The following is an 8,929-nucleotide window of genomic DNA, read 5'->3' on the forward strand; positions in this document are numbered from 1 at the left end:
CCTTCGGAGCGATCAGGAAATGAAACGCTACTTTCGCCGCGCGCCGTGGGAACACGGCACCACCGCGCTGATCGGCATTGGCCTCGCGATGCTGATGCAGCCCTGGGCCATCGAGGTCTACAGCTACGGGTTCACCGTGCTGCTGGCGGGCGTCATCGGCTATTCCATTGCCGGCAAGTTGCCGGAGAACTGACATGGCTGAAATCCGAATCCAGAACCTGCAGAAGCGCTTCGCCGACTTCACCGCGGTGCGCGACTCCTCGCTGGTGCTCGAAGACGGCAAGTTCGTCGTGCTGCTCGGGCCCTCGGGCTGCGGCAAGACGACGACCTTGCGCATGGTCGCCGGGCTCGAATTCCCCAGCGCCGGCCAGATCACGCTGGACGGGCAGGACGTCACCTACCTGCGACCGCGTGAACGCGACATCGCGATGGTGTTTCAGCTGTTCGCGCTGTACCCACACATGGGCGTGCGCGACAACCTCGAGTTCCCGCTGCGCAACGAGGGCGTGCCGCGCGCCGAGATCGACAAGCGCGTCAAGCAGGTTGCGAGCATCCTGCGCATCGAGCACCTGCTGGGCTCGCGCATCGGTGGCCTGGCGGGTGGCGACCGCCAGCGCGTGGCGCTCGGCCGGGCCATCGTGCGCGAGCCCAAGGCGTTCCTGATGGACGAGCCGCTGGGCACGCTCGATGCCGAGTTCCGCGAGCTGATGTGCGTCGAGCTGCGCAAGCTGCACGAGCGGCTGAAGACCACCACCGTGTTCGTCACGCACGACCAGAACGAGGCGATGGCGCTGGCCGACCACATCGTGGTGATGAACAACGGCGACATCCTGCAGGCCGACGATCCGCACGGCATCTACAACTTCCCGTCCTGCGTGTTCGTCGCCAAGTTCATCGGCCGCCCGCCGATGAACATGCTGAAGGTGCGCGGCGCTGTTGCCGCTGGCGCCCGCCAGGTGCAGGTCGACGGGCAGCCGGTCGATGTGCCCACCGTCCAGGCGCCCGCCGAGAACGCGTTGCTGGGCATCCGCCCCGAGCATGTGCGCCTGATGCCGGCAGGCGAAGGTCTCGCCGGGCAGGTGAAGGGCGTCGAGTATTTCGGGTCGCACTGGATCGCCGAGCTGCAGACCGACGCCGGCGTGCTGAAAGCCCTTGTCGACAAGGGCACGCGGCCAGCCGAAGGCGACCGGATCGGACTCGGGTTCGACAAGAACCGCCTCGTCCTTTTCGATGCCGACACCGAGCGCTTGCTGCCGAGCGCCACCACCACCGCCCACCGACCGAGCATGCGCCATGGCTAGCATCACCCTTCAAGGCATCACCAAGCGTTTCGGCGAGGTGACCGCCGTCGACGACATGCAGCTCGAGATCGCCGATGGCGAGTTCTTCGTGCTGCTGGGCCCGAGCGGCGCCGGCAAGACGACCACGCTGCGCCTCATCGCCGGGCTCGAAACGCCGGACGCCGGCAGCGTGTGCATGAACGGCGCCGACATGACGCCTGTCGCCCCCGCGCTGCGCGACTGCGCCTTCGTGTTCCAGCAGTACTCGCTGTATCCGCACCTGACGGTCTACGACAACATGGCCTTCCCGCTGCGCGCGCCGATGCGCCGCATCGACGAGGCCGAGATCAAGCGCCGCGTCGAGCGCGTCGCCGCGATGCTGCACATCGAAGGCAAGCTGCAACGCAAGTCGACCGCGCTGTCGGGCGGCGAGATGCAGCGGGTGGCGATCGGTCGTGCGCTGGTGCGCGAGCCACGCGTGTACCTGATGGACGAGCCGCTGTCGTCGCTCGATGCCGGGCTGCGCGAGGAGTTGCGCGTCGAGCTGAAGCGGCTGCAACGCAGCAGCGGCGCGACCGTGGTCTACGTGACCCACGACCAGGTCGAGGCAACGACGTTGGCCGATCGCATCGCGATCCTCGAACACGGCCGCATCCAGCAGGTGGGGACGCCGCTGCAGATCTACGACCAACCGCAGTCGATCGACGTTGCGCAGCGCCTGGGTTCGCCGACGATCAATGTGCTGCCGGCTTCGTGGTTCGCGGGCACCGCCGATCCGCGCGCGATGCACGTGGCGATTCGGCCCGAGGACGTGCAGCTGTCTGCCGCCGCGGGCTCGCAGGCTTATGCCGTCATCGAGTGCTCGCTGGTCAAGCACTTGGTGGTGGCGGAACGGATGGGGGTCGAGGTGCGTGCCCGCACGATGCTCGACCAGGCCCTGGTGCCGGGCGCGCAGGTGCAGATGACCTTCCCGCCCAAGCACTGCATGTTCTTCGACGCCGCAGGGCGGCGGCTCGCCGCCTGACGCGTCATGCGAAGGAGACCGATCATGAACGAACACGCCTACCTGTTGCGCTTCCGCTCGCTGTTCGACCCGGGCCGGGCCTACGTCTTCCCGTGCGACAAGGCGGGCCACGTCGACCTGGACACCTTGAGCGAGCGTGCCCGCACCAACTACCTCTACGCCAGGACTGTGGTGGGCCGTGAGTTCACGATGCCCGACGTGCAGCCCGCCTCCCTTCACTGACCAGCCGTCCGGGCGCGACCCCCACCAAGCAACAAGGAGAGACCTTGAATACCCCCATGATTCTCGAGGCGGTGGCTGCCGTGCAGCGCGCCATCCTGACCAACGAAGCGCAGATCGAATCGCTCGACCGCGCGATCGGCGATGGCGACCACTTCATCAATGTGAGGCGCGGCTGCGAAGTGGCCGTCTCGCTCAGCGCCGAGTTGCGGGACCTGCCGCCCGCGCTCGCGCTGCACAAGATCGGCATGAAACTGCTGGGCACCATCGGCGGCGCCTCGGGCCCGCTGATCGCCAGCTTTTTCATGGCCATGGGCAAGGAGCTCGAAGGGTTGGCCGAGCCCGACCGCGCGGAGTTCGCCGCCGCGTTCGCCAGCGGTGTCGAGGCGATCAAGCAGCGCGGCAAGGCCGATGTCGGCGAGAAGACGATGCTCGACGTGCTGATCCCCGTGTCGCGGCTGTTGATCAGGCTCGTCGATGACGACGCGCCGCTGCCCGAGCTGTGCGCGCAGCTGAAGGAAGAAGCCAACCGCAACATGCTGGCCACGCGCGACATGATCGCCAGCAAGGGACGCGCTTCCTTCCTCGGCGAGCGCGCACTGGGCCACATCGACCCGGGCTGCAAGACCTGCGAGGTGGCGATCGGTGCCGTCTGCGACACCGTGCTGCCGTCCGCTCTGTCGCAGGAGGCCGCATGAACCACCCCCACGCGCACATTCGTTCGCTGCCCCCCGAGGGGGCGTCGGCCTCCTTTGAGGCGGCTCGGCAGGAGGCCGCATGAAAAAGTTCATCAACGACATCGACTCGGTGATGCGCGAGTCGCTCGGCGGGCTGGTCGAGGCCCATCCCGGCCTGCTGCGCGTCGAGTTCGAGCCGACCTTCGTCGCTCGCGCCAAGCGGGCCACCAACAAGGTCGCGCTGCTGTCAGGGGGCGGCTCCGGGCATGAGCCGCTGCACGCAGGTTTCGTGGGCCAGGGCATGCTCGATGCCGCCTGCGCAGGGCAGGTGTTCACTTCACCCACGCCCGACCAGATGCTCGCGGCGGCTGCGGCGGTGCATTCCGGCCGCGGCGTGCTGTTCATCGTCAAGAACTACGCCGGCGACCTGATGAACTTCCAGATGGCCAGCGAGATGCTCGATCTCGAGAACGCCACGGTGCTCGTCAACGACGACGTGGCGGTCGAGAACTCCAAGCACACCACCGGCCGGCGCGGCGTGGCGGGCACGCTGATGGTCGAGAAGATGGTGGGCGCGGCGGCCGAGGCCGGCGCTTCGCTGCTGGAGTGCAAGTCGATCGGTGACCGCGTCAATGCGGCGACCGCATCGATGGGTGTGGCCTTCACCAGCTGCACGGTACCGGCGGCTGGCCGCACCACCTTCGACATCGGCGACGACGAGATGGAGGTCGGCGTCGGCATCCACGGTGAACCGGGCCGCCGGCGCGAGAAGGTCAAGCCGGCCGGGCTGATCGTCGACGACCTGCTCGGCGCGATCCTGGCCGACCTGAAGCCGCAGCGCGGCAGCGAAGTGCTGCTGCACGTGAACGGGTTTGGCGGCACGCCGCAGATGGAGCTGTACCTGCTGTACCACTGCGCCGCCGAGCGGTTGCGTGYGCAAGGGCTCAAGCCGGTGCGCTCGCTGGTGGGCAACTACACCACTGCGCTCGAGATGGCCGGCGCGTCGCTGACCGTGACGCTGCTGGACGACGAGATGAAAGAGCTGTGGGACGCGCCGGTGCACACGGCCGCCCTGCGCTGGTGAGCCCATCATGCGGCGCAGAGCATTGCTTTTCGGTCTGCCGGCGCCGCTGCTCGCTCCGCTGGCGACAACGGCGACGGTGCCGTCACACAGCAACGGCGTGCCGCCGATCCGGCTCGGGCAATCGGCACCCGTCACCGGGCCACTGGCCCGGGTCGGCATCGCGTTTCGGGACGCGGCGCGAGCGGTCTTCGCAGAGGTCAATGCGCAAGGCGGCATCGGCGGGCGCGAGCTCGAGCTGGTGACGCTCGACGACGAGGACCGTGCCGAGCGCACGGCGGTCAACGTCAAGCTGTTGACGTCGCAGCACCAGGTGATCGGGCTGTTCGGCTTTGTGGGTGCCGGGGCTCACCGCGTCGGCGCGCGCGCAGCAGCGGACGAGGGGCTGCCCTATGTGGCGCCTGTCAGCGGCTCGCAGGAGCTGCGTTCTGGCGCATTGCCGTGGATGTACCACCTGCGCGCCAGCCACCTGGACGAGATCGAGTACATCGCGCGGCACACCAACCAGCTCGGTATTCGCCGCGTCTCGCTGGTGTCTGAATACAACTCGCAGGGCTGGGAGCTGCGCGACGCGCTGATCTCTTCCTTCGAGTCGCGCGGTGACGCCGTCGCGTCGATCAGCAGTGTGGACCATGAAGGCAGCCGCTACAGCCTGCCCGGCGCGGTGATGTCTGTCTTGGCGGGGCGGCCCGAGGCCATCTTGCTCGGGGCTGACTATGTGGCCAGCGCGCGCTTCGTCGAGGCGGCTCGGCAAGCCGACTACGCGGGCCTTTTCTACACCCTGTCGACGGTGGGCGGCAACGCGTTGATGGAGATGCTGGGCCCGCGGGCCCCTGGCGTCTCGGTGACGCAGGTGGTGCCGTTCCCGTGGAGCGCCGCTTCGGTCGTCGGGCGCAACTTCATGGCGTTCTGCACGCGCCACCAGATCGAAGCCTCGTTCGCCAGCATGGAGGCCTACCTGAGCGCCAACCTGCTCGTCGATGGTCTGCGGCGCATGCGCGAGCCGACGCCGGCCAAGCTGGCCGAGGCACTCGACAGCCTGCCGCCCCGCGACTTCGGTGGGTTCGTCGGCGCCTTCTATGGCAAGTCGCGTCGTGCGCCCGCGCAGATCGACCTGACCGTGTTCACTCGCAGCGGAAAGTTCGTCAAATGAGCGCCGCCGGGGCAGCGCTGCGGGAGGGCCAATGAACACGCCGAAGCTGGTGATCGGCAACTGGAAAATGCATGGCTCCAGCACCTTGCTGCGTGCGTTCGGCGAAGCCGCGTCGCGTGACTGGCCTGGCTGCGAAGCGGCGCTGTGTGTGCCCTATCCGCTGCTGTCGGTGGCGCAGGCCAGGTTTGCTGCCACGCCGTTGCGCTGGGGTGCACAGAACTGCTCGGCCGAGGACGATGGTGCGTTCACTGGCGAGATCTCGGCGCGCATGGTCCGCGAATTCGGTGCCCGCTACGTGATCGTCGGCCACTCCGAATGCCGCGACCGTCACGGCGACACCGATGGCCATGTCGCCAGCAAGGCGCGGCGGGCGCTGGCGGCGGGGCTGGTCCCGATCGTCTGTGTCGGTGAAAGCGAGGCCGAGCGCGACGGCAATCAGACGGCGTTGGTGTTGCGTCGGCAGTTGCTGCAGCTGGCGCGTGTGTTGGGTCCCGACATGGCCTCCATCGTCGTCGCCTATGAGCCGATCTGGGCCATCGGCTCGGGCCGCAGCGCGACGCCTGGATTGATCGACGATACGCATGGCCTGATCGCGGAGATGCTCGCCTTCCAAGTCAGCCTCACGACAGCAGCGGTGCGCATCCTCTATGGCGGCAGCGTGACGCCGCGCAATGCCGAGTCGATCCTGGCGCGTGAACTGGTGGCGGGCGTGTTGGTGGGCAAGGCCTCGCTGGTGCCGGCCGACTTCATGGACATCTGCTGGGCAGCAACCCATTGCGGCGTGGCCCGTGCGCCACCCCGGACTGACGGCGCTTCGCTGCACCGCGCCAGTTGAAGAGTGGCCCGCCGCAGTGGCCCGGGTGTCAGCAGAGCAAGAAACTTCGGAGGGGTGTTGTTCGGCCGCAGAGTCTTGCTTGGCGGCGCATGCGAAGGAAGTGGTGATGTGTTGTATCAAGGTCCAGGAAGACGTGGTGCTGCAGCAGCAGAACCGCCTGCGAGTCGACATCCCCATGCCCGCCGACATCAACTGGTCGACGACCATTGAGTGGGTGCGGGGCAGCGTGGTGGCGTCTGCGGTGATCTTTGCCCCGGGCGGCTGCCAGGCCGCCGTCGTGGGTGGCCACTTGCCCGATGCGGCGCGCGACCTCGGTCAAGCGATCGAAGCGGTCGCGAAGTCTGGGCGCGTGGACGGTGGCATCCGCCTGCAGGTCAGCTGGGGCGCGCGGGCCTGTGCCGAAGTGCTGGCGCTGAAGCGCCGCTTCGGTCTGCGCAGCCTGGCCGTGATGAGCTGGGCCGTCGGTTCGGGCCGGCTGGCATCGCTGACGCTGGTGAACGCTGCCTGCCACGACCTGCAACGCGCGGATGACGGACCATTGCTGGTCATCGCTGAATCGCTGCGGGAGCGTTGCATGCTGCAGCAGCGCCTGCGCGAGTCGACGCTCGTGACCCGACGGCTAGAAGACGTGGCGCGTGCGTCGGGCGACTGGGTCTGGGAGACCGATGAGCAGTACCGCTACACCTGGGTCCACGGTGCCGTGCCCACCGGGCCGCACCACGCGTTCTGGCCGCCCAAGATTGGTGAGTTGATCCCGTCCGGCCTGGTGGTCAACTGGCTGGGCGAGCCTGAGTTGCCGCTGAAGGATTTCCACGCCGTGCTGCGCCAGGGCGAGGCCATTGTTCGCCTGGTGACCAAGGAGCAGGCCCAGGGCCACACACGCTACGTGTCGCGCAGCGCCGTGCCGCTGTTCAATGCCGATGGATCGCTGCGGGGTTACCGCGGCTCGGCGCGGGATGTGACGCAGAGCCTCGAGGCCAAGGCGCAGCTGTGGCGGCGCGAAAGGGCGTTGCGCCGCGCCAAGGAGCGGGCCGAAGCCAGCAGCCAGGCGAAGTCGGTGCTGGTGTCCAAGGTCGGGCATGAGCTGCGGACACCGCTGAACGCCATCGTGGGTTTGGCGCAGTTGATCCAGATGCGCAACGCCCCGGACGACAGTGCGGCGGTGGAACGTTGGGTGGCCCAGATCGCCAAGACAGGTTGGCACATGGTCGATGTGCTGGACATGTTGATGGAGCTGGGCCGAACGGGCACGGTGAACGCATCGATTGCGAGCAAGTCGGTCGACCTTGTCGCGGTGGTGCGCGATGCGATGCACATCGTCGAACGCGAGGCGCTGGCGCGCTCCATCAGCGTCAGGTTCGACAGCCAGGCGCCGGTGCAGGCGCTGGGCGATGGCCGGGCGATCTGCCAGGTGGTGGTCAACCTGCTGACCAACGCAATCAAGTACAACCGCGAGGGCGGCCAGATCCGTGTGACCGTGGCGCGGGGCGAACGGGCCCGGATCGAGATCCAGGACACCGGGCCCGGCCTGTCCGAAGCCCAGATGGCCCGCTTGTACCGGCCTTTTGAACGGTTAGGTGCCGAGGCCTCCAACGTGTCGGGCCACGGCCTTGGGCTGCTGATCTGCAAGGAACTGGTGGCATCGATGGACGGCGAGCTGCAAGTCCAAAGCACGGTCGGGCAGGGGACGACGTTCGCCGTTGTGCTGCACGTGTCCCGTGACGGTGAGATGCGCACCGAGGATGGCAAGGCCACGGTGGCGATGGCGCAAGGCCACGAATAGTCGCGAGCGAGAGGCTGCGTGGCGCCTCAGGGGCGAGGGCCGAAGCGTTCGGCCGAACGGGCGCGGGCCTTGGCGGCCTCGATCTCTCGGTTGCGCGGTTCGGCCGTGGTGACCAGAGAACGGATCAGCGCCCGGGCCGTTGCCGCGACTTCCTCCACCGCCCGGTCGAATGCCTCCTCATTGGCTTTCGACGGCACGTTGAAGCCGCTGAGCTTGCGCACGAATTGCAGCGACGCATCGCGAATCTCCAGCTCGGTCGCGGGCGGATCGAAATTGAACAGGGTCTTGATGTTGCGGCACATGGTCAGGTGGCTTCTGCGCGGAGCAAGACGGGCAGATTAGCCCGTCCCGGCATCCCTGCGTTTCAAAGGGCTGCTGCGGTCGTCTCGCAATGACCGCGGCGGTGCGATCTGCAAGGAGACCGCGGCACTGCGCTGGTGACGCCGCACGGCGGTTGAGCGTCGCGCTTGGCGCGGAAGATGCTTGGTGCCCGGCATGGGCAAAACCTTCATCCGCGTGGCCGAGGTGTGGGTGCCGTCGCCGGACGGCACTCTGTTGGAACTGGGGGGCGGCTGGTTCGACGAGGCGCCGGCCTTCGGCGCGATCAGCCGCAGCATGTGTTTCGGACGAGCCGAGGGTTTGCCGGGCCGTGCCTGGGAGGACCGGCGGCCGGTGCTGCTGCGCAGCTTCGAAGGTTCGTACTTTCGTCGCACGGCAGCTGCGCATGCAGCCGGCCTGAGTTGCGCGGTGGCCTTGCCGATCTTTGCCGACCAGCAGCTGGCGTGCGTGGTGGTGCTGCTGTGTGGCGACAGCGCCGAGCATGTCGGCGCGATCGAGCTGTGGCGCAACGACCCGCGGTTGACCGGCGACCTGACGC

General features: G+C 67.8%; 11 protein-coding genes. 10 read left to right on the forward strand and 1 reads right to left on the reverse strand.

The genetic code is table 11. The features are described 5' to 3' along the window. The 9 genes from AC1DYI_RS19625 to AC1DYI_RS19665 all read left to right on the forward strand — a co-directional run. A partial coding sequence (locus AC1DYI_RS19625; protein ID WP_477205813.1) for a hypothetical protein occupies positions 1-193 on the forward strand: 193 nt, incomplete at its 5' end. Position 194: 1 nt separating this feature from the next. Beyond that, entirely contained in the window at positions 195-1,301 is a 1,107-nt protein-coding gene (locus AC1DYI_RS19630) for an ABC transporter ATP-binding protein (RefSeq protein ID WP_477205814.1), read from the forward strand. Then, complete coding sequence (locus AC1DYI_RS19635; RefSeq protein ID WP_477205815.1) at positions 1,294-2,304, forward strand: ABC transporter ATP-binding protein; 1,011 nt, start codon at positions 1,294-1,296, stop codon at positions 2,302-2,304. The genes AC1DYI_RS19630 and AC1DYI_RS19635 overlap by 8 nt, the downstream gene beginning before the upstream one ends. Positions 2,305-2,328: 24 nt before the next feature. Then, on the forward strand, positions 2,329-2,526 hold the full coding sequence (locus AC1DYI_RS19640) for a hypothetical protein (RefSeq protein WP_477205816.1): 198 nt from the start codon (positions 2,329-2,331) through the stop codon (positions 2,524-2,526). A gap of 44 nt (positions 2,527-2,570) precedes the next feature. Continuing rightward, the gene (gene dhaL, locus AC1DYI_RS19645; protein ID WP_477205817.1) at positions 2,571-3,221 is read left to right on the forward strand and encodes a dihydroxyacetone kinase subunit DhaL; all 651 of its coding nucleotides are present in this window, start codon (positions 2,571-2,573) and stop codon (positions 3,219-3,221) included. 79 nt (positions 3,222-3,300) lie between these two features. Beyond that, the gene (dhaK, locus tag AC1DYI_RS19650; protein ID WP_477205818.1) at positions 3,301-4,284 is read left to right on the forward strand and encodes a dihydroxyacetone kinase subunit DhaK; all 984 of its coding nucleotides are present in this window, start codon (positions 3,301-3,303) and stop codon (positions 4,282-4,284) included. A gap of 7 nt (positions 4,285-4,291) precedes the next feature. Further along, a complete protein-coding gene (locus AC1DYI_RS19655; RefSeq protein WP_477205819.1) occupies positions 4,292-5,434 on the forward strand; it encodes an ABC transporter substrate-binding protein in 1,143 nt (380 codons plus the stop codon). Between the two features lie 31 nt (positions 5,435-5,465). After that, entirely contained in the window at positions 5,466-6,269 is an 804-nt protein-coding gene (gene tpiA, locus AC1DYI_RS19660; RefSeq protein ID WP_477205820.1) for a triose-phosphate isomerase, read from the forward strand. A 106-nt stretch (positions 6,270-6,375) separates the two neighbouring features. Further along, positions 6,376-8,052, forward strand: a complete 1,677-nt coding sequence (locus AC1DYI_RS19665) for a sensor histidine kinase (protein WP_477205821.1) — start codon at positions 6,376-6,378, stop codon at positions 8,050-8,052. A 26-nt stretch (positions 8,053-8,078) separates the two neighbouring features. Here the strand turns inward: AC1DYI_RS19665 and AC1DYI_RS19670 are convergent, their stop codons facing one another. Beyond that, positions 8,079-8,354: a DUF2277 domain-containing protein gene (locus tag AC1DYI_RS19670; protein ID WP_477205822.1), complete on the reverse strand. Its 276-nt coding sequence runs from the start codon at positions 8,352-8,354 to the stop codon at positions 8,079-8,081. Between the two features lie 193 nt (positions 8,355-8,547). Here AC1DYI_RS19670 and AC1DYI_RS19675 point away from each other — a divergent pair. Next, positions 8,548-8,929 (forward strand): GAF domain-containing protein (locus AC1DYI_RS19675; RefSeq protein WP_477205823.1); only part of this gene is annotated, 382 nt, incomplete at its 3' end.

The organism is Ideonella sp. P3_A4, assembly GCF_056403075.1.

What these genes read in the sequence shown, in the direction of transcription:
- tpiA (WP_477205820.1), top strand. Translation starts at nt 5,466, where the DNA reads ATGAACACGCCGAAGCTGGTGATCGGCAACTGGAAAATGCATGGCTCC.
- AC1DYI_RS19670 (WP_477205822.1), bottom strand. Translation starts at nt 8,354, where the DNA reads ATGTGCCGCAACATCAAGACCCTGTTCAATTTCGATCCGCCCGCGACC.
- AC1DYI_RS19635 (WP_477205815.1), top strand. Translation starts at nt 1,294, where the DNA reads ATGGCTAGCATCACCCTTCAAGGCATCACCAAGCGTTTCGGCGAGGTG.
- AC1DYI_RS19665 (WP_477205821.1), top strand. Translation starts at nt 6,376, where the DNA reads ATGTGTTGTATCAAGGTCCAGGAAGACGTGGTGCTGCAGCAGCAGAAC.
- AC1DYI_RS19630 (WP_477205814.1), top strand. Translation starts at nt 195, where the DNA reads ATGGCTGAAATCCGAATCCAGAACCTGCAGAAGCGCTTCGCCGACTTC.
- AC1DYI_RS19655 (WP_477205819.1), top strand. Translation starts at nt 4,292, where the DNA reads ATGCGGCGCAGAGCATTGCTTTTCGGTCTGCCGGCGCCGCTGCTCGCT.
- AC1DYI_RS19640 (WP_477205816.1), top strand. Translation starts at nt 2,329, where the DNA reads ATGAACGAACACGCCTACCTGTTGCGCTTCCGCTCGCTGTTCGACCCG.